Genomic DNA, 17,208 nt, shown 5'->3' on the forward strand with positions numbered 1-17,208 from the left:
CCGGTCGCGCGTCAGGTCAGGGCAGGGCCACGAACTCGCCGAGGAAGTCCCGCGCGGTCGGCGCGTCCAGCCGGTACGCCACGTTGGTCGCGTAGCAGGGGCCGTCGCCGGTGATGGTGGTGGCGGCGAGCACCCGCTCGCCGTCGAGGGTGACGAAGTTCGGGCCGCCGGAGTCGCCGTAGCAGGCGCCCCCGTAGCCGCGGCTCTCGTTCATCGCCAGCCGCACCCAGGTCTTGTTCAACGCGTCGAAGCCGACCTCGGCCTTGTTCCGGACGCCACCGCCGGGGTGGGTCTGCCCTCCCGGGCCGCGCGCGGCCTCCTCGGTGCCGTAGCCGGCGACCATCCAGGTCGCGGCGTCCAGCGCGCGGGAGCCCAGCGCGTCGAGCTGGCCGGCGGCGGGCAGCGTCGCCGGGGTGAACGGCCACCGCTGCGCCAGCTCGGCGGCCTGGCCGTCGGTGAACTCGATGACCGCGATGTCGTGCGCGTCGGCGGAGTTGCCGGGGTAGTCCGGGCTGGTGTGCCCGGTGCCCTCGACGCCGACCCGGGCGGCGGTCTCCGCCGGGCCGAGCCCCGCGGCCTTGGCCACGTCGAGCGCGCCCTGCACGTCCTGCGCCAGCGAGACGTAGAAGCGCACGCCGGGTGACCAGTCGGTGGTGCAGTGCGCGGCGGTGAGGAACGTGTTCCGGTCGACCATCGTGCCGGAGCAGTACCAGTCGATGGTCTCCGAGACACCGTCGCCGTCGCGGTCCCAGAGGGCCAGCATGGCGCCGACCTCGGTGCGCTCCGGAGCGGGCTGGGCGTTGTAGGTGTTGATGGCCGATGCCGGGGCGGCGGCGGCCAGGACCGCCGCAACCGCGGCGGTGGTCAGGGAGGCGAGAAGTGCGGAACGGCGCAAAGAGTCCTCCGGTGCGGGATCTGGTGGCGGGACGACGACAGCGGCCGGCCTCGGACGCGCCCCCTCGATCGCGTCCGACACCCCCTCACGGGTGGCCGCGATGTCGCCGGTCCTCGATGTACGCGAGCCTATGACCGGGGATCCGGCCGCGCACGGGGTGACGGGCGCAGCGAGTTCCGGCGAATTCTCGTTACATCGCCCGGGCCACCCCTGGCCGGCCGTGGGCGCGGCCGGCCAGGGGTCCCGATCGGCGGATCAGGGGTAGCTGACCACCGGGCTGGTGCCGTACGAGCCGACCACCGGCGTGCCGGCCTCGTTGACGGTGCGCTCGATGCCGCCGCTGCCGTCCAGGAAGACGGTGATCGCGTCGTGGAACCGCACGCCGGCCCGGCGCGGCGCCTCGATGGCCCGGTCGCAGCGGATGTCCACCTTCTGGTTGAAGTACGAGTAGACCCCCAGCCCCCACGCCTCGTGCTCGCGCACGTGGTCGGCGACCTTGTAGGAGGCCCAGCCGTTGCCGGTCGGGCTGCGCCAGGCGGCCTGGCTCGGCGGGTCGTAGGGCAGCTCGCTCTGGTAGAAGACGGTCCGGCCGCGCTCGCCGTTCCAGATGGTCTGCCACCGCTGGTAGTGCTCGACGAAGAGCCCGTACGCGGTCACGTCGTCGCCGTTGACCACGACTCCGGTGTCGGCCGTGTTCACGGTCCACCCGATGGTGCCGGGCTTGCCGTGGTCGCCGCGCCAGGCCCAGATGTTGTCGATCAGGGTGTGCCGGCTGTTCACCACCAGGCTGGTCACCGCCCGGCCCGCGTACGGGCCACCGATGCGGAAGAAGACGTCCTGGAGCGAGATCGGGTCGGTGGCGTGCGACCGGTGGCTGTGCCGCTTGCCGACCTCGACGAGCACCTCCGACTCGACCGGCCCGGCGTCGACCAGCACCCCGGCGATCCGGACGCCGTCCACGTCCTCGATCCGCAGGGCGGCGTCACCGGTGGTCGGGGCGAGGCTGGGCATGCCGAGGCCGAGCACGACGGTGTCCGGGTGCTTGACCCGCAACGCCCGGTCCAGGTGGTAGACGCCCGGGGTCAGCAGCAGGTGCCGGCCAGGCCGGGAGAGTTCCTGGTTGATCCGCCCGGCCGAGTCGGTGGGCTTGGCGATGAAGAAGTCGGCCAGCGGCAGCGAGGGCACCGGCGCGGCGCCGGCGCCCCAGGTGGTGCCGGCGGTGTCGCGGCGCAGCCGGGGCACGGCCACCCGCCAGCAGCCCGCGCCGTCCACGAAGAGGTACGGCTTCTCCCGGGTCACCGGGCTGGTCGGCAGGGTGGTGTACGGCGGGTTCGGGAAGCCCTGCGCGGGCGCGCCGACGACGCCGGAGAAGACCTGGTTCCAGACCCCGTTGGTCCAGTCGCCGCCGAGTTCGCTGTCCCGGGTCAGCCACTGCTGCTGGGACCCGTTGATGGTGATGCCGTCCACCTTGGAGTCGGCGATGTAGCCGCCGCTGGAGTAGCCGCCGTTGCCGGGCTCCAGCCAGAGGATGCCCTTGATGTGCACCCGGCGCATCGGGGACGCCTGGGAGACCGCCCACTGGTTCGACCAGTCGGTCGGGCTGACGGCGAGATTCTCCGCCGAGCGCCAGAAGTTGGTCAGCGCGGAGATGCCGGCCGGCGAGTTCGGGTCGGGCTGGCCGATCACCCGCACCGCGCCGTGGATCTCCACGTCGTCGGGGTGCGCGCCGAGGCCGGCCACGGTCGTGTAGTAGCCGAGCCGGGCGTTCACCTCGTACCGGCCGGGCTTGAACAGCACGGCGTACCGGTCGAGGCCCATCTCGTTGTGCTCCTGGGCGGCGAAGATCCGGTCCAGGGTGGACTGGATCTCCTCGACCGGGGTGGTCGGGTCGTACACGAGGACGTTGGGGCCGAAGTCGGGCTCGGCGGCGGCGTCGTCGCCGGCCGGGGACGCGGCGGCGGCCGACGTGGCCGAAAGCCCGAGGGCGGTGACCGACGCCGCCGAGGCGGCGGCGGTGAGGGCGAGGAAGCGGCGGCGGGAGGGGTCGAGTGGTCTCATCTGCCTGCCTGTTCGGTGGTGGGTACGGAGAGCGCTCTCTGGGCGTTCCTACCGCATCGACACCGATCCCGCCAGACTCGGCCGGTTCCGGAACTAGCCGCGGGCGTCGTAGCGGGCGCGGGCGGCCTCGACCTCGGCCAGGTGGGTGGTGGCCCACGCCTCCAAGCCGGCGACCAGGTCGAGCAGGCTGCGGCCGAGGTCGGTGAGCGCGTAGTCGACCCGGGGCGGCACGCTCGCGTGCACGGTGCGGGTGACGATGCCGTCCCGCTCCAGGCCGCGCAGGGTCTGGGTGAGCATCTTCTGGCTGATCCCGTCGACCCGCTCGGCCAGTTCCCCGTAGCGCTTGTCGCCGTCGGCGAGGGTGAGCACGACCAGCACGCTCCAGCGGTCGCCGATCCGGTCGAGGACCTTCCGGCTGCCGCAGTTCCGGTTGAACGGGTCGGCCTGCATGTCACCACTCTCTTTCAGTACGTACCGAACTTGAAGGTGCCTACTCTCCAACGGGAAGTAAGAGGAGGTTGTTCCCGTTGTCGTGGGAAGACAGTTGCCGTCGCCACCAACAGGGAGTGCTCATGTCCATCGTCGTCACCGGCGCCACCGGCCATCTCGGTCGCCTGATCGTCGAAGCGCTGCTCGACCGGGGCGTACCCGCCGACCAGATCGTGGCGCTCGGCCGGGACGTCGACCGGCTCGCCGGCCTCGCCGAGCGGGGAGTCGTCACCCAGCGAGCCGACTACGACGACCCCGGGTCGCTCCAGGCGGCCTTCGCGGGCGCCGAGAAGCTGATGTTCGTCTCCGGCAGCGAGGTCGGCAAGCGGCTGGTGCAGCACGGCAACGTGATCACCGCCGCCAGGGAGGCCGGCGTCGGGCTGGTCGTCTACACGAGCATCGCGAACGCCGACACCTCCAGCCTCGTGCTCGCCGCCGAGCACAGGGCGACCGAGCAGCTGATCCGCGACTCCGGCCTGCCGTACGTGTTCCTGCGCAACAGCTGGTACCTGGAGAACTACACCGGCCAGCTCCCCACGTACCTCCAGCACGGGGTGGCGGGCGCGGCGGGTGACGGGCGGGTCAGCGCCGCCACCCGCGCGGACTACGCCGCGGCCGCCGCCGAGGTGCTCACCGCCGAGGGCCAGGCCGGAAAGGTGTACGAGCTGGGCGGCGCGCCCTTCACCCTGACCGAGCTGGCCGCCGAGATCTCCCGGCAGACCGGTGGCACGGTCAGCTACCTCGACCTGCCCGTGGACAAGTACACCGAGCTGCTGGTCGCGGCCGGCCTGCCCGAGGGGTACGCGGCCGTGCTCGCCGACGGCGACCGGGGCCTCGCCCAGGGCGAGCTGGAGGTCGGCGACGACCTGGCCAGGCTGCTCGGCCGCACCCCGACGACGCTCGCCGAGGCGATCCGCGCGGCCCTCTGACGCCCCCTGGCCGCCGCCCCGCGCTCCGGGGCGGCGGTCAGGCCGGCTCGGCCCGCAGCTTCACCAGGTCGTCGACGAGAGCCTCCACGTAGTCGGCCGTCTCCTCCCAGCGGGTGACCGCCACGCAGCGGATGCCCATGTCCTTCACCGGGTAGTCGTTGCCGCCCTCGTCGAGCCGGTCACCGACGAAGAGCACGTTGTCGATCTTCAGGTCCAGGCACTCCAGCAGCTTCCGCATGCCGTACGCCTTGTCCACGCCCTTGCGGGTGACGTCGATGGAGGTCGAACCGCCGCCGCGGACCTCCAGGTCCGGCAGCTTCGCGGCGACCGCCTCGCGGAGCCGCTTCTTCTTGCTGCCGTCCGGGTCCCAGCCGTACTTCTCGGCCGGCGGCGCGGACTGGCCCAGCGCCGAGAAGGTGATCTGGCTGCCCCGGTCCTCGATGATGTCGCCCCAGGTCTTCGGCTCCCAGAGGTCGAGCGCCTGCGCCGACTCCATGAGCGCGGCGACGACCCGGGCCTTGTCGGCCTCGCTCAGGTCCTCGGCGTAGACCTGCCGCCAGTCGCCGTCCATCCAGCGGTAGTAGCGGGTGCCGCAGGTCGGCATCAGGTGCAGGCGGCCGCGCTGCTCCTCGGTCAGGTCGAGGTGGGCCAGCACCTGCGCCTCGAACTGCTCGAACCGGCCACCGGAGATGATCAGCACGTCCACCTCGGTGAGCAGGTGGCCGAGGAGTTCCGCCATCCGACCATCGATCTGGGACTTGGACACCGCCAGGGTGTCGTCCAGGTCGAACGCCACCACTCGAAGATCGTTCACGAAGTACCACCATGTCGTCGCGGGCAGGCCAGGACTAGCAGGGTACCGACGGTGACCATCCGGCACCCGCGAGCCCCGAGCGTCACGCCACGCAGCACTCCGATCGCAGGCTATCGCGTTCGCCCCCGCCGGCCTTCCGGAACGAGCATCGCCACAGCCTCCGGGGCGTGCCCGCAGACGCCGCACCGTCACTCCGTGGCCGCCCCCGCCGCGGGGTCGAGCCAGCCGGCCGCGCCGACGCAGGCCTCGTTACCCTCCGGGTCGGCCAGCACCCAGAACGACGGGGCGTGGGCGTCGTCCACCAGACGCCCGCCGGCCGCGACGGCCGCCGCGACCCGGGCCTCCGCCCCGTCGTACGGGACCCAGACGTCGACGTGCATCCGGTTGCGCTGCGGTCGGGGGGCGTCCATCTGCTGGAACCAGAACGCCGGCCCGCGCCCCCGCGGGTCGACCAGGTCCTCGGGGCTGCCGGCCCGGTGCTCGTAACCGAGCAGGGCACGCCAGAAGGGGGTCACCGCCGGCAGGTCGAGCGCGTCGACGGTCACCTGGACGGATCGCACGGCCGCCGGGTCCGCGGGCACGCCCAGGTCGCGGGCCAGCGCCGAGATCCGCCGGGCCCGGTCGAGGTCGCTGCCGGTCAGCCCATAGTGCTCGGCGGTGCGGGTGACCAGGCGTACGGCCACACCGTCGCGCCGGATGTCGACGTCGGGCCCGTGCTCGTCGAGGCCGGGCAGGTCGGCGATCGCCGACGCGAGGCGTACGCCCGCCGCGAACGACCCGGTGCGGAACCAGGCGCACGCCCCCTCGCCCAGCACCCGCCAGTCCGCCGCCCCGGACGCCTGATGGAACTCCGTCGCCGTGATCCGTTCGGTCATGCCCACTCCCCTCGTCGTCACGGCCGAGTCTCCCGCCAGTTCCCGACATCCTGTGTCGTATATGTGCGCGACCATGACGCGGTGCGTGCCTCCCGGATGATGACCCTGCTGTTGCAGCTCCAGGTGCGGGGCCAGGCCAGCGGCCGGGAGCTGGCCCGGCATCTGGAGGTCAGCGAGCGCACGGTCCAGCGCGACGTCGAGGCGCTCGTCGCCGCCGGGATCCCGGTCCGCGCCACCCGGGGGCCGGCGGGCGGCTACCGCCTCGACCGCGGCTACCGCACCCGGCTCAACGGGGTCGGGCTCGACGAGGCGGGCGCGCTGGCGTTCCTGGGGCTCGCCGGCCCGGCCGAGCAGCTGGGCCTCGGTGAGCTCCTGGAGGGGGCACGGATCAAGGTCTGGGCCGGCCTCACCGGCGAGGCCCGGGAACGCGCCGGCCGGACCACCGAGCGGTTCCACCTCGACCCGGCCCGCTGGTACGGCACCCCGGAACCGGTGCCCTGCCTGCCCGACCTCGCCGACGCGCTCTGGCGCGACCGCCGCGTCCGCGTCCGGTACGTCCGGGACGGCCGCACCGCCACCCGGGAGATCGACCCGCTCGGGCTGGTGCTCGCCGCCGGCGACTGGTATCTGGTGGCGCTGCGGGACGGGCAGCGGCGCACCTACCGGGTCTCCCGGATGCGCGCGGTGGACCTGCTCGACGAGCCGGCGGCCCGCCCGCCCGGGTTCGACCTGTCCGCCACCTGGGCCGAGTCCCGCCGCGCCCTGGAGGACGAGACTGTCGCCATCGAGGTCACCGTCCGCGTCGCCGCGGCTGCGCTGCCCCGCCTGCGCCGCCTCGTGCCGGTCCCCGGCAAGGACCGGGTGCCCGTCACCGCGACCGGCGAGATCGAGCTGACCGTGCCGTTCGAGAACCCCGGGTGGGCGCGGTCGGCGCTGCTCAGCCTCGGCTCGGCGGCCGAGGTGCTGGCCCCCGCCGAGCTGCGTACCCAGGTGGCCGACGAGTTGCGCGCGGCCGCCGCCCGGTACGCGGACTGAAACCCGTTGGACAGCGCCGGGATCGACGACGATCGTGGGGCCATGCGCCAGGAGGAGGTCTGGGACGCCGAGACGGCCCAGCGCTACGACACGCCGGGCACCGGGATGTTCGCGCCGGAGGTCCTCGGGCCCACCGTGGACCGTCTCGCGGCCCTCGCGGGCGCCGGCCGCGCCCTGGAGTTCGCCGTGGGCACCGGCCGGGTGGCCGTACCGCTCGCGGAACGCGGCGTGCCGGTGACCGGGATCGAGCTGTCCGTACCGATGGTCGAGCAGCTCCGGACGAAGGCCGACGAGGCGACGATCCCGGTGGTCGTCGGCGACATGGCCACCGCCACGGCGCCCGGCGACTACACCCTCGTCTACCTGGTCTACAACACCATCTCCAACCTGCTGGACCAGGCGGAACAGGTCGCCTGCTTCCGCAACGCAGCCCGCCACCTCGGGCCGGGCGGGCGGTTCGTGATCGAGCTGTGGGTGCCCGAGCTGCGCAAGCTGACCCCGGGCGAGCGGGCGACCGTGTGGCGCGCCGATCCCGGCTACATCGGCCTGGACACCTACGACGTGCTGCGCCAGCAGGTCGTGTCCCACCACTTCCATTTCGGCGAGAGCCGCGAGGCGCGGGTGTTCCGCAGCCCGCACCGCTACATCTGGCCGGCGGAGCTGGACCTGATGGGCCAGCTCGCCGGCTTCGAGCTGGAGGCGAGGTACGCGGACTGGTCCGGGGCGGAGTTCACGGCCGAGTCCCGTTCCCACGTCTCCGTGTACCGCCTGCCCGGCTGACCAGCGCCCCGACCAGGAAGTCGTTGCGGCGGGTGATCAGCCGGCGCAGGTAGGGCCGCAGGATGACACGGGCCACCAGGGCGCCGGCCGGTCCCATCGGCGCGCTGAACTCGATCAGGTCGCGCATGATCGTGGCCGTCGGGTCGGCGGGGTCGCGCGCGAAGAGGTGTTCGTGGCGCCAGCGCGCGAACGGTCCGCTGGTCTGCTCGTCCACGAACCGGTGCGGCCGCTGATGGTCGGTGATCCGCACGGTCATGCGCCACGGCAGGCCGAAGTGCCGCGCCTGCCAGGTGACGACGTCGTCGGCCGAGAGGCGGCCCGTCGTGACGCCGCCGGTGGCGCGTTCGCCGCTGGTGCCCATCGACGCGGTGTGCAGGTCGACGTCCAGGCAGGCGTCGAAGACGGCCTCCGGGGTGGCACTGACCCTCGTGGTCACGTCGATGCGCGGCACGAGGCCACCCTAGGCCAGCTCGGCCTGCGCCCCCGCCCGACCGTCTCACTGGTTCCCCCGCCGGATCAGCAGGCCGACGCCGGCGGACACGCAACACGCGGCTACAACGGTCAACAGGACGGCGTAGCCGCCGGTCGCGTGCAGGACGGTCGCCGCCGCGAGGGGCGCGGTCGCCTTCGCGACGGTCACCGGCGCGGCGAGGCGGCCGGCGACGCTGGCGTAGGCGACGGTTCCGTAGCGGTCGGCGAGCAGGGCGGGCGTGGCGAGACTGGCCACGCCGAACCCCAGACCGAAGCCGACGACGACGATCACGGCACCGGTCCGCGTGCCGGCGAGCAGGGGCATGAGGGCGACCGCCGCGGCCTGCGTACCGAAGATGGCGGCCACGATCGCGGTGACGGCGAGTCGGCGGCGCGCACCGGTGAACACGAGCCGGCCGGCGACGGACAGCACGCCGAGCAGACCGGTGGTGGCGGCGGCGAAGGTCGGCGGGTGACCGCGGCTGACCAGGTAGCCGACGAGATGCACGGTCATCGTGCTGGTAGCCGTCCCGTGCAGGACGAAGACCGCGACCAGGATCCAGAACCGGGCGTCCCGCATCGCCGCGTCGACGGTGGCGCGTCGCCGGGTGTCGGCGGCCCGGCCCGGGTCCGCCGGCGGCCGCACCGATCCGGGCCTGCGAACGGCCCACAGGTGCAGCGGTACGGTCACGGCGCCGTGGATGCCCGCGAGGACGATCAACGCGTGGCGCCAGCCGAGGTGCTCGACCAGGAGGCCGGTGAGCGGCATGAAGATCGTGCTGGCGAAGCCGGCGACGACGGTGACCACGAGCAGGGCCGTGGATCGGCGGTCGGGGCCGCACCAGGAGACGATGACGGCGAAGGCGGGCTGGTAGAGCACCATGGCGCCGGCGATCCCGATTCCGATCATGACGGCGTGGAGCTGTTCGACGGTGCGGACCTGGGACCAGGCCAGGAGCAGCCCGGTGGCGGCGATCGACCCGGTGGTCATCAGCCCGCGCCCGCCGTGGCGATCGAGCCAGCGCCCCACGGGTACGGCCGCCACGGCGCCGGCGAGGACCGAGGCGGTGAGCGCTCCGGTCACCGCGGTGGTGGAGGTGTCGAGGGCGACGGCCATGGGGCGGAGCAGGACCGCGTAGGCGTAGTAGAGGGTCCCGTAGCTGACGGTCGAGGTGACGGCGAGGGCGGCGACCATACGCCAGACCTGGGCGCGGTGCCCGCCGACCTCCTGGCCGGCGGGCACCGTGGCGGCGGCGGTGGACATCAGCTGCCGCAGCAGCCGCCGGCCTGGCCGCTCGGGGCGACGTCGAGCGTCACGAGGTTCAGCGGCGTGGCCAGCAGCCCGCCCGAGATGCCGGTGGACAGGCCCTTTCCGGCGGGCGCCGGACCGCAGCAGCTGTCGCCGGCCGCCGAGTCGGCGGGGTTGCTGTTGCAGACCCCGGCCTCCGGCAGCTCGAGCTGGACGTCCCGGGCGGCCTCCCAGTCGCCGGCGAGGGCGGCGACCACGGAGCGGACCTGCTCGTAGCCGGTGGCCATGAGGAAGGTCGGCGCCCGGCCGTAGCTCTTCATGCCGACGGCGTAGTAGCCGACCTCCGGGTGGGCGAGCTCGTCGACGCCGTGCGGCGGGACGGTGCCGCAGGAGTGCTCGTTGGGGTCGATCAGCGGCGCGAGGGCGCGGGTGGCACCCATGACCGGGTCGAGGTCCAGGCGCAGCTCGGCGGCGATGGAGTGGTCGGGTCGGAAGCCCGTCGCGGCGACGATCCGGTCGACCGTGACGGACTCCTCGCCGCCGTCCGCGTGCCGCACGACCGCCGCCACACGCCCGTCGACGGGTGCGAGGGCGTGGACGGCGAAGCCGGTCAGCAGCCGGATGCGACCGGCGTCGACGTGCTCGCGCAGCCGGGAGCCCAGGGCGCCCCGGGCGGGCAGCGCGTCGGCGTCCCCGCCGCCGTAGGTGCGGGCCGGCGAGGCGGACCGGATCGCCCAGGTGACCTCGGTGCCGGGCTCGGCGGCGGCCAGCTCGGCGAGGGAGAGCAGGGTGTTGGCGGCGGAGTGCCCGGCGCCGACGACGAGGGTGTGCCGGCCCGCGAAGCGGTCCCGGTCGGCGCCGAGGACGTCCGGCAGGGCGTGCTCCAGGAACGCGGTGACGTCCCGCTCGCCCCGGGCGGGCAGGCCGGACGAGCCGAGGACGTTCGGGGTGCCCCAGGTGCCGGAGGCGTCGATGACGGCTCGGGCCAGGATCTCCCGGCCGTCGGTGAGCCGGATGAGGAAGGGGGTCCCCTCCCGGCCGGCGGTGCGCAGCCGGTCCAGGCCGAGCCGGCTGATCGCCTCCACCCGGGCCCCGTAGCTCAGGTGCGGCTTGAGCGCGGGCAGCTCGGCGAGGGGCTGGAGGTAGTCGGCGGCGAGTTCCGCGCCGGTGGGCAGGGCGTCGAGGTCCGGGGAGACCCAGCCGGTCTCGTCGAGCAGGCGGCGGGCCGCCGCGTCGATGTCGTACCGCCAGGGCGAGAAGAGCCGTACGTGTCCCCACTCCCGGACGGCGGCGCCGGCGCTGTCACCGGCCTCGAGGACCACGAAGGGCAGGCCGCGCTCGTGCAGGTGGGCGGCGGCGGCCAGGCCGACCGGGCCGGCACCGATCACGGCCACGGGCAACTCGTTCAGGACGCTCATGAGGTGACTCCTATGTAGAGAAATATCGAATCAAGAGGGCAGCAGGAGCCCGGCGGGACGCGGCTCGATGCGGTCAGTCGACAGCCGGGCTGCGGCGTTCCAGGAGGACGACGTCACGCCACCGGCCGTGGTGCCGGCCGACCCGCTCGCGCGTCCCGATGACCCGGAAACCGGCTCGTCGATGCAGGGCGAGGCTGGCGGTGTTCTCGGGGAAGACGCCGGACTGGATGGTCCACACGCCGGCCGCCTCGGTGGAGGCGATCAGCGCGTCCAGGAGCAGCCGGCCCGCGCCCCGCCCCTGGGCCGCCGGGCTGACGTACACGGAATGCTCCACCACCCCCGCGTAGACGGCGCGGGTCGAGGTCGGCGAGACGGCGACCCAGCCGATCACGGCGCCGTCGGTGTCGAGGGCGACGAACCGATGGTCGGCCAGCTTGGCGGCGTCGAACGCCGGCCAGGCGGGAGCCGCGGTCTCGAAGCTGGCGTCGCCGGCGTCGAGGCCGGCCTGGTAGATCGCCAGCACCGCGTCGGCGTCCTCCGCCGTCATCGGTCGGACGGTGAGCTCGGCCATCAGCAGGCTCCCTTCGGGTTGGGGGCGGGTCGGCCCATGACGACGTCGGCGGCAGAGGGGAAGCAGCCGACGCAGGCGTCGTTGATGCGGTAGTGCCGGGCGGTGCCGACCGGTTCCACGAGGACGAACCGCACCTCGGTGAGGATCTTGAGATGCTGCGAGACGGTGGACTGGGCCAGCCCGACGGCGGCGACGATCTCGCCCACGCTCATCGGCCGGGCGTGGCGGGCCAGGTACTCGACGATCTGCACCCGGGTCGGATCCGCCAGGGCCCGGAACCACGACGCATAGGTCTGCGCGGTCGCCCGCTCGAGCAGCTCGCCCACCCCCGCCTCCTTCTATCGTTTATCGCCGATTGACGATCGAAGTGTAGCCGGTGCGGGCGGCGCCAGGCAGGCGGTGGCCACGACCAGACGGCCGATCGCCCGCAGGGTGTCCGGATCGACGCGGTCCGGGGTGTCGGCGGGGCTGTGGTAGCCGGCCATCCCGGCGCCGATGCCCACCGCCGGCAGGCCGGCGGCCGCGTAGCGGCGGTTGTCGGAGGCGACCGGCCCGGCGGCGAGCGGGACGCCGGTGTGCCGGCCGGCCTGGTCGAGCAGGGCGAGCAGCGCGTGGGCCGGCCCGCCGGCCTCCACCGCGGCGGCCCGGTCGAGCAGGCCGGCGCCGTCGACGTTGACGACCAGGGGGTACGCGCCGCCGGCCCGCAGCCGCTGGCTGTGGTGGGCGGAGCCCAGCGCGCCGACCTCCTCGGCGTCGAGCAACGCGACGGACAGCCCCACCCCGGCGGGCAGTGCGGTGGACAGGATCCGAGCGGCCTCCAGGACGACGGCGACGCCGCTGGCGTTGTCGGCCGCGCCGGGCTGGCGCAGGCCGGGGTGGTCGCCGACGCCGTCGTAGTGGGCGGTCAGCAGCAGGTCGGCCCCGCCCGGCGCGGCCGGGTGGAAGGTGGCGTGGATGTTGGTGCCGGTGACGTCCCGGCGCCGCAGCGGGGTGTTCCCGCTCAGCCAGGCGTGCCCGGTCGTGGCGGCGGCGAGGACCGCGCGGTGGGTGTCGGCGTCGAGGGTCAGGACGGGCAGCGGCCCCGGGTCCGGGCCGGCGAGGGTGGTTCACTGCCAGCCGTCGGCGTCGACCGCGCGGCTCACGACCAGACCGGCGGCATCCCGGGCGTCCGCGTAGGCGTCGAACAGACTCACGCCCGGGGGCACCACGAGCCACCGGCCGGTCGGGTCTCCGTTGCCGGCCAGGCCCAACGGGCCGCGCCTGACCTCGCCGGCGTCGCAGGAGGCCGAGTGGATGGCGACCTCCCGGCCGAAGACCAGGGATGTCGAGCTTCGGCCCTCGCCCCACGCGACGGTCGGCGCCGCGTACACCTCGGGCACGGCCCGGACCGGGAAGTCGTCGGTGTCAACGGTCGCGCCGAGCGCGGTGAGGTGGTCGGCGAGCCAGGCACGGGCGGCGGCCCCGCCGTCCGTGCCGACCCGCCGGCCGGTGAACCCAGGCGAGGCGAGGGCCGCGAGCGTGGCGGCCATCCGACCGGCGGACACCGTCGCGAGGATCGCCTCCATGCGGACGGCCGACCCCGGTGCCGGTGTCATCCGCAGCACCCCTGACCCGCGTTCACGGCTTCGGCCTTCGCCTCGGCACCGCAGCAGGAGCCCGCCGCGTCGGCGGCCTGCTGGGTGCCGCAGCACGGTCCCGCGGTCGGCGCCGAGCCGGCGGGCGGGAGGATCGACCCGACCGCCTGGGCGGGGCTGCCGCAGCAGGAACCGGAGCCGGTGACGGCCAGGGCGGCGGCCGGATCGCCGGCGAACCCGCCCGTCGTCGCGGGGGTGGTCGGGGTGTTCTCACTCATCACAGGTCCTTTCCGATCAGGGGTCACCGGGGGCCGAACAGGGTGTGGACGGTGGTGCGGGTGCGGTCGTAGCGACGCTCTGCCCGCTGCGCCGAGGTGGACACCTCGGCACAGGAGTCGCAGAACCGCGCTCCCACGCGGGCTGCCGCTGGCCGCCGAGCCCTTCCGAACATGACGATCCCCTTCCCACGGCGCCTGTCTTGACGTCCGTCGAATCAGACAGTTGCACGTTGCTTAGACATCTGTCAACCTAGAGGAATGTCAAAGCAAGGGGCGTCGCTTCCCGTCATCGACCTCACCGGCGACACGCCGTGCTGCCCGCCGCTGGCGCAGCGCCGGGTGCCGGCCGAGACGGCCGCCGTTCTCGCCCCCGCGTTCAAGGCCCTCGGCGACCCGGTGCGGCTGCAGCTGATGTCGATGATCGCTTCCGCCGAGGGCGGGGAGGCGTGCGTCTGTGACCTGACGCCCGCCTTCGACCTGACCGGCCCCACCATCTCGCATCACCTCAAGACCCTGCGCGAGGCGGGCCTCGTCGATGCCGAGCGGCGGGGCACCTGGGTCTACTACCGGGCCCGGCCGGCGATCCTGCGCCAGCTCGCGGCACTGCTCACCATCGAACCGACGAGCGCCGAATAGCCCCTGACCCACGCCCCGCGCCGCGCACGCGCTGGGCCAGGGCGGCGATGACGTGGGTGGCGTCGCGGCCGACGCCGCGCAGGGTGTTCGACGAGAACGACCGCTGGAACTCCAACCCCAGGTAGACCAGCTCCGGGTGACTGGTGGAGATCCCGCCCACCTGCCGAGGCAGACCGTCGCCGCGCAGGGCTCCGAGCGCGGTCAGATAGGCGAGGTTCGGGCGGTAGCCGGTTGCGAAGATCACCGCGTCCACCGGCTCGGACGTCCCGTCGGGCCAGGTGACGCCGTCGGGGGTGAAGGCGGTGAACACCTCCCGACGGTCGAGCAGGCCGGAGTCGACGGCGTCGCGGTAGACGCCGGTGTCGAGCACGGCGGCGCGGCGGACCAGGCGGGTGAGCACCGGGCGCGGCAGGCGGTCCACGCCCGTGACGCGGAGCCAGTGGTGCAGGTCCCGGCCGCCGATACGCTGGGGCACGAACTGAATCGGTGCCCGGGTGGCCAGGGTGACGCTGGCCAGCGGCGCCAGTTCGTACGCCACCTGGACAGCGGAGTTGCCGGCACCGACGACGATGACCCGCTTGCCGAGGTACGGCTCGGGCCTTCGGTATCGGGCGACGTGCCGCACTTCGCCGGCGTAGTCATCCTGGCCGGAGAGCCTGGGCAGATGCGGGTTGCCGAACGAGCCGCTCGCGGCGACCACTCCCGCCGCCGCGATCTGATCGCCGCCGTTCGTGGTGACCAGGAAACCACCACCCGGACGGGGGCGTACGGCGGCGACGCGGACACCGGTGCGAATGTCGGCGTCGAGGCTTGCGGCATAGCGCCGCAGGTAGGCGACGACCTCGTCACGGGCCGGGTAACGGTCGGGGTCGGCTCCGTCGAACGCCATGCCGGGCAGCGCGCTGTACCGGGCCGGGGAGAACAGGGTGAGGCTGTCGTAGTAGCCGGGCCATGAGCCGACCGACTCGGCGCCCGCCTCGAGAACGAGCGGGCGCAGGCCAGCGGACAGGACGGCACGAGCGGCGGCGAGACCGGACTGGCCGCCTCCGACGATGACCACAGGTTCGAAGGAGCTACTCACTTCATCATCATATCGTCATTTCGTTGAATGACAATATGATGGTCATGCGAAAGGGTGGGAAGCATGGACCAGCCAACGCCCAGAGCCGAGACGCGCGGCACCGGACAGAGCGGGCTGGGACCCGACACGCAGGAGTTCCTCAAGGCGCTGGGCAGCCCGACCCGACAGCGGATCATGGCGCTGTTCGCGCAGGGTGCCGAACTGTCGGTCGGCGAGGTGGCCGAGCGCACGGGCATCAGCCAGGCGACAGCATCACAGCAACTGACCCTGCTGCGCCGAGGGCGGGTGGTGACGTCACGGCGCGACGGCAAGACGGTGTACTACCGGGCCGACCGCGACGGCACACTCGCGGCACTGGCAGAGCTCCAGGCGTACCTGATGACCTGCTGCTGATTCGCGGCCTCAGCACCGAACCGGCACCGCAGCCCACCCGCTTGACACCCACCCTTTCGCTCAACGATAGTTGAGTCAATGAGCATTGAGTGGTCCTCCCTGCAGGGGCGCGCCCGCATCCACGCCGCCCTCGGCGACACGGCGCGTCTGGCAATCGTGGACGCGCTCACTCTCGGCGACGCCTCTCCCGGCGAGATCGCCCGGGACCTTGGCATGCCCACCAACCTCGTCGCCCACCACGTCAAGGTCCTCACCGAGGCTGGCCTGGTCGGGCGTGGCCGGTCCGAGGGCGACCGCCGCCGCACCTACCTCCGCCTGCGGCCGGAAGTGCTGGCGACACTGGCTCCGCCCTCGGTGACCGACGCCAATCGGGTGGTGTTCGTGTGCACCCGCAACTCCGCCCGCTCCCAACTCGCCGCCGCGCTCTGGGCGAGCCGGGCCGGCACGCCGGCCACCTCCGCCGGCACGAAACCCGCATCCCGGGTCCACCCCCGCGCCGTCGCCGTGGCCCACCGCCACGGACTCCACCTCGACCCCACCGGCACCGCCCACATCGACCAGGTGGCGCACGAGGGGGATCTGGTGATCGCCGTGTGCGACAACGCGCACGAGGAACTCAGCGGGCGGGTCCGTTCCCGCCTGCACTGGTCGGTGCCCGACCCGGTCCGCGTCGACACCGATGCCGCGTTCGAGGCCGCGTTCATCGACCTCGCCGCCCGCGTCGACCGGCTCGCACCTGTCGTCGATCCAGGGGAACGTCATGGCTGAGGCCGGCCCGCGCGCGGACGAAGACCTCTCCATCGACCAGCAACTCGCCGAACGCTTCGCCCGCCCGCGCCTGCAGGCCCTCGCCCACGGGGGCGACACACGGTCCGCGACCGCACCGCAATGGGAGAGAACAGACTGATGATCATCGCACGCCGGCGGCGCCTGCTGGCCGAGTTCACGGGCACCGCACTGCTGGTCACCGCCGTGGTCGGCTCCGGCATCATGGCGACCACGCTCTCCCCCGGAGACGTCGGCCTCCAACTCCTGGAGAACTCGATCGCCACCGCGTTCGCCCTGGCCGCCCTGATCCTGATCTTCGGTCCGGTCTCCGGGGCCCACTTCAACCCGGTCGTCTCCGCCGCGGACTGGTTCCTCGGCCGCCGCACCGGCACCGGTCTCACCGCCCGCGACCTCGCCGGATACACCGCCGCCCAGGTCGTCGGGGCGATCGCCGGGGCCATCCTGGCCAACCTCATGTTCGACCTCGCGGCCGTCGACCTCTCCGGCAAGGACCGGTCCGCCGGCCACCTCTGGCTCGGCGAGGTCGTCGCCACCACCGGCCTGATCCTGCTGATCTTCGCCCTCGCCCGCTCCGGCCGCGCCCCGGTCGCCCCGGCCGCCGTCGGCGCCTACATCGGCGCCGCCTACTGGTTCACCTCGTCGACCTCGTTCGCCAACCCCGCGGTCACGATCGGGCGGGCGTTCAGCGACAGCTTCGCCGGCATCGCGCCCGCCTCGGTGCCCGGCTTCGTGCTCTCCCAGTTCGTCGGCCTCGCCGTCGGCCTCGGGCTCCTGACCGCCCTCTACCCCGACGCCGGGCGCGCCGCCGATCAGGTCGTCGTCCCCACGGACGACGACGCCGCGTTCGACCGCCGCGCATGACCACCGACCCCG

Annotated in this window: 21 protein-coding genes; 7 read left to right on the forward strand and 14 right to left on the reverse strand. The window is 73.5% G+C overall.

What is annotated here, in order from left to right:
• Positions 1-16 precede the first annotated feature (16 nt).
• From IEY96_RS02115 to IEY96_RS02125, 3 genes are all read right to left on the reverse strand, one after another.
• Positions 17-895 carry a trypsin-like serine protease gene (locus tag IEY96_RS02115; protein ID WP_189193090.1) on the reverse strand — a complete coding sequence of 293 codons (879 nt, stop codon included), beginning with the start codon at positions 893-895 and terminating at the stop codon, positions 17-19.
• A 255-nt stretch (positions 896-1,150) separates the two neighbouring features.
• On the reverse strand, positions 1,151-2,953 hold the full coding sequence (locus IEY96_RS02120) for a pectate lyase-like domain-containing protein (RefSeq protein WP_189193091.1): 1,803 nt from the start codon (positions 2,951-2,953) through the stop codon (positions 1,151-1,153).
• A gap of 93 nt (positions 2,954-3,046) precedes the next feature.
• The gene (locus tag IEY96_RS02125) at positions 3,047-3,403 is read right to left on the reverse strand and encodes a winged helix-turn-helix transcriptional regulator (RefSeq protein ID WP_189193092.1); all 357 of its coding nucleotides are present in this window, start codon (positions 3,401-3,403) and stop codon (positions 3,047-3,049) included.
• Between the two features lie 122 nt (positions 3,404-3,525).
• On the opposite strand from IEY96_RS02125, the gene IEY96_RS02130 reads away from it, so the two are divergent.
• Positions 3,526-4,371, forward strand: coding sequence for an SDR family oxidoreductase (locus IEY96_RS02130; RefSeq protein WP_189193093.1), 846 nt, complete (start codon positions 3,526-3,528; stop codon positions 4,369-4,371).
• 37 nt (positions 4,372-4,408) lie between these two features.
• Here IEY96_RS02130 and IEY96_RS02135 read toward each other — a convergent pair whose 3' ends face one another.
• The gene (locus tag IEY96_RS02135) at positions 4,409-5,185 is read right to left on the reverse strand and encodes an HAD-IIB family hydrolase (RefSeq protein ID WP_189193094.1); all 777 of its coding nucleotides are present in this window, start codon (positions 5,183-5,185) and stop codon (positions 4,409-4,411) included.
• Between the two features lie 188 nt (positions 5,186-5,373).
• Positions 5,374-6,060: a 4a-hydroxytetrahydrobiopterin dehydratase gene (locus IEY96_RS02140; protein ID WP_189193095.1), complete on the reverse strand. Its 687-nt coding sequence runs from the start codon at positions 6,058-6,060 to the stop codon at positions 5,374-5,376.
• Positions 6,061-6,141: 81 nt separating this feature from the next.
• On the opposite strand from IEY96_RS02140, the gene IEY96_RS02145 reads away from it, so the two are divergent.
• Positions 6,142-7,095, forward strand: coding sequence for a helix-turn-helix transcriptional regulator (locus tag IEY96_RS02145; RefSeq protein ID WP_189193096.1), 954 nt, complete (start codon positions 6,142-6,144; stop codon positions 7,093-7,095).
• A gap of 42 nt (positions 7,096-7,137) precedes the next feature.
• A complete protein-coding gene (locus IEY96_RS02150) occupies positions 7,138-7,875 on the forward strand; it encodes a class I SAM-dependent methyltransferase (RefSeq protein ID WP_189193097.1) in 738 nt (245 codons plus the stop codon).
• Here the strand turns inward: IEY96_RS02150 and IEY96_RS02155 are convergent.
• The 8 genes from IEY96_RS02155 to IEY96_RS02190 all read right to left on the reverse strand — a co-directional run bounded on the left by IEY96_RS02155 (position 7,826) and on the right by IEY96_RS02190 (position 13,436).
• Entirely contained in the window at positions 7,826-8,326 is a 501-nt protein-coding gene (locus tag IEY96_RS02155; protein WP_189193098.1) for an SRPBCC family protein, read from the reverse strand. The two genes, IEY96_RS02150 and IEY96_RS02155, sit on opposite strands and share 50 nt — an antisense overlap.
• A 45-nt stretch (positions 8,327-8,371) precedes the next feature.
• Positions 8,372-9,610 carry an MFS transporter gene (locus IEY96_RS02160; RefSeq protein WP_189193099.1) on the reverse strand — a complete coding sequence of 413 codons (1,239 nt, stop codon included), beginning with the start codon at positions 9,608-9,610 and terminating at the stop codon, positions 8,372-8,374.
• Complete coding sequence (locus IEY96_RS02165) at positions 9,610-11,013, reverse strand: FAD-dependent oxidoreductase (RefSeq protein WP_189193100.1); 1,404 nt, start codon at positions 11,011-11,013, stop codon at positions 9,610-9,612. Before IEY96_RS02165 ends, IEY96_RS02160 begins: the two co-directional genes overlap by 1 nt.
• A 73-nt stretch (positions 11,014-11,086) precedes the next feature.
• Positions 11,087-11,584, reverse strand: a complete 498-nt coding sequence (locus IEY96_RS02170; protein WP_189193101.1) for a GNAT family N-acetyltransferase — start codon at positions 11,582-11,584, stop codon at positions 11,087-11,089.
• Positions 11,584-11,910, reverse strand: coding sequence for an ArsR/SmtB family transcription factor (locus IEY96_RS02175; RefSeq protein WP_189193102.1), 327 nt, complete (start codon positions 11,908-11,910; stop codon positions 11,584-11,586). The genes IEY96_RS02170 and IEY96_RS02175 overlap by 1 nt, the downstream gene beginning before the upstream one ends.
• Before the next feature lie 12 nt (positions 11,911-11,922).
• Positions 11,923-12,660, reverse strand: coding sequence for a M28 family metallopeptidase (locus tag IEY96_RS02180; protein ID WP_308429884.1), 738 nt, complete (start codon positions 12,658-12,660; stop codon positions 11,923-11,925).
• Positions 12,661-12,690: 30 nt separating this feature from the next.
• On the reverse strand, positions 12,691-13,179 hold the full coding sequence (locus tag IEY96_RS02185; protein WP_189193103.1) for a hypothetical protein: 489 nt from the start codon (positions 13,177-13,179) through the stop codon (positions 12,691-12,693).
• Entirely contained in the window at positions 13,176-13,436 is a 261-nt protein-coding gene (locus tag IEY96_RS02190) for a hypothetical protein (protein ID WP_189193104.1), read from the reverse strand. The genes IEY96_RS02185 and IEY96_RS02190 overlap by 4 nt, the downstream gene beginning before the upstream one ends.
• A gap of 258 nt (positions 13,437-13,694) precedes the next feature.
• On the opposite strand from IEY96_RS02190, the gene IEY96_RS02195 reads away from it, so the two are divergent.
• Positions 13,695-14,072: an ArsR/SmtB family transcription factor gene (locus tag IEY96_RS02195; protein WP_189193105.1), complete on the forward strand. Its 378-nt coding sequence runs from the start codon at positions 13,695-13,697 to the stop codon at positions 14,070-14,072.
• Here IEY96_RS02195 and IEY96_RS02200 read toward each other — a convergent pair.
• Entirely contained in the window at positions 14,044-15,153 is a 1,110-nt protein-coding gene (locus IEY96_RS02200) for a flavin-containing monooxygenase (protein WP_189193106.1), read from the reverse strand. The two genes, IEY96_RS02195 and IEY96_RS02200, sit on opposite strands and share 29 nt — an antisense overlap.
• A gap of 63 nt (positions 15,154-15,216) precedes the next feature.
• On the opposite strand from IEY96_RS02200, the gene IEY96_RS02205 reads away from it, so the two are divergent.
• The 3 genes from IEY96_RS02205 (at position 15,217) to IEY96_RS02215 (ending at position 17,196) form a co-directional block, all read left to right on the forward strand.
• Complete coding sequence (locus IEY96_RS02205; RefSeq protein WP_189193107.1) at positions 15,217-15,546, forward strand: ArsR/SmtB family transcription factor; 330 nt, start codon at positions 15,217-15,219, stop codon at positions 15,544-15,546.
• Between the two features lie 78 nt (positions 15,547-15,624).
• A complete protein-coding gene (locus IEY96_RS02210; protein ID WP_189193108.1) occupies positions 15,625-16,314 on the forward strand; it encodes an arsenate reductase/protein-tyrosine-phosphatase family protein in 690 nt (229 codons plus the stop codon).
• A gap of 138 nt (positions 16,315-16,452) precedes the next feature.
• Positions 16,453-17,196, forward strand: coding sequence for an aquaporin (locus IEY96_RS02215; RefSeq protein ID WP_189193109.1), 744 nt, complete (start codon positions 16,453-16,455; stop codon positions 17,194-17,196).
• The last annotated feature ends 12 nt before the right edge of the window (positions 17,197-17,208 follow it).

It is taken from the genome of Micromonospora fulviviridis (assembly GCF_014648395.1).
Classification (GTDB): Bacteria; Actinomycetota; Actinomycetes; order Mycobacteriales; family Micromonosporaceae; genus Micromonospora; species Micromonospora fulviviridis.

Bases quoted from the DNA above. Each gene is read 5' to 3' on its own strand.
- IEY96_RS02120 (WP_189193091.1), bottom strand. From the start codon at position 2,953: ATGAGACCACTCGACCCCTCCCGCCGCCGCTTCCTCGCCCTCACCGCC.
- IEY96_RS02125 (WP_189193092.1), bottom strand. From the start codon at position 3,403: ATGCAGGCCGACCCGTTCAACCGGAACTGCGGCAGCCGGAAGGTCCTC.
- IEY96_RS02130 (WP_189193093.1), top strand. From the start codon at position 3,526: ATGTCCATCGTCGTCACCGGCGCCACCGGCCATCTCGGTCGCCTGATC.
- IEY96_RS02140 (WP_189193095.1), bottom strand. From the start codon at position 6,060: ATGACCGAACGGATCACGGCGACGGAGTTCCATCAGGCGTCCGGGGCG.
- IEY96_RS02150 (WP_189193097.1), top strand. From the start codon at position 7,138: ATGCGCCAGGAGGAGGTCTGGGACGCCGAGACGGCCCAGCGCTACGAC.
- IEY96_RS02160 (WP_189193099.1), bottom strand. From the start codon at position 9,610: ATGTCCACCGCCGCCGCCACGGTGCCCGCCGGCCAGGAGGTCGGCGGG.
- IEY96_RS02165 (WP_189193100.1), bottom strand. From the start codon at position 11,013: ATGAGCGTCCTGAACGAGTTGCCCGTGGCCGTGATCGGTGCCGGCCCG.
- IEY96_RS02170 (WP_189193101.1), bottom strand. From the start codon at position 11,584: ATGGCCGAGCTCACCGTCCGACCGATGACGGCGGAGGACGCCGACGCG.
- IEY96_RS02185 (WP_189193103.1), bottom strand. From the start codon at position 13,179: ATGACACCGGCACCGGGGTCGGCCGTCCGCATGGAGGCGATCCTCGCG.
- IEY96_RS02190 (WP_189193104.1), bottom strand. From the start codon at position 13,436: ATGAGTGAGAACACCCCGACCACCCCCGCGACGACGGGCGGGTTCGCC.
- IEY96_RS02195 (WP_189193105.1), top strand. From the start codon at position 13,695: ATGTCAAAGCAAGGGGCGTCGCTTCCCGTCATCGACCTCACCGGCGAC.
- IEY96_RS02205 (WP_189193107.1), top strand. From the start codon at position 15,217: ATGGACCAGCCAACGCCCAGAGCCGAGACGCGCGGCACCGGACAGAGC.
- IEY96_RS02210 (WP_189193108.1), top strand. From the start codon at position 15,625: ATGAGCATTGAGTGGTCCTCCCTGCAGGGGCGCGCCCGCATCCACGCC.
- IEY96_RS02215 (WP_189193109.1), top strand. From the start codon at position 16,453: ATGATCATCGCACGCCGGCGGCGCCTGCTGGCCGAGTTCACGGGCACC.